This window comes from Pseudomonas sp. AOB-7 (assembly GCF_003696305.1).
In the GTDB taxonomy this organism is placed as follows: Bacteria; Pseudomonadota; Gammaproteobacteria; order Pseudomonadales; family Pseudomonadaceae; genus Aquipseudomonas.
Genome location: NZ_RFFK01000047.1, coordinates 1 through 762, shown reverse-complemented (window position 1 = coordinate 762; position 762 = coordinate 1). Strand labels below are relative to the sequence as shown.

1 protein-coding gene is annotated in these 762 nt (G+C 66.7%); it reads left to right on the top strand.

The genetic code is table 11. The annotated features are described in order from the left end of the window. The coding region (locus EA796_RS22930; protein WP_122110286.1) for an aminotransferase class III-fold pyridoxal phosphate-dependent enzyme at positions 1-762 on the top strand (762 nt) is incomplete at both ends.

Genomic DNA, 762 nt, shown 5'->3' with positions numbered 1-762 from the left:
CAACCCGAAAACCGCCCAGTGGCAGGCCATGAGCCGCGCCCATCACCTGGCGCCGTTCAGCGACTACAAACAGCTGGCCGAGAAGGGCCCGCGCATCATCACCGAGGCCAAGGGCGTGTACCTGTGGGACAGCGAGGGCCACAAGATCCTCGACGGCATGGCCGGGCTCTGGTGCGTGGCCGTCGGCTACGGTCGCGAGGAACTGGTCGAGGCGGCGGCGACGCAGATGCGCCAGCTGCCGTTCTACAACACCTTCTTCCAGACCGCCCACCCGCCGGTGCTGGAGCTGGCCCAGGCCATCGCCGAACTGGCCCCCGAAGGCATGAACCACGTGTTCTTCACCGGTTCCGGCTCGGAAGGCAACGACACCATGCTGCGCCTGGTGCGCCACTACTGGGCGTGTCAGGGCAAGCCTGCCAAGAAGATCATCATCGCCCGCGAGAACGGCTACCACGGCTCCACCGTGGCCGGCGCCAGCCTCGGCGGGATGAAGGGCATGCACGAGCAGGGCGACCTGCCGATCCCCGGCATCGCCCATATCCCGCAGCCTTACTGGTTCGGCGAGGGTGGCGACAAGAGCCCGGACGAGTTCGGCCTGTGGGCCGCCGACCAGCTGGAGGCGAAGATTCTCGAGCTGGGCGTGGAGAATGTCGCGGCCTTTATCGCCGAGCCGATCCAGGGCGCCGGCGGCGTGATCATCCCGCCCGAGAGCTACTGGCCGCGGATCAAGGAAATCCTGGCCAAGTACGACATTTTGTTCGT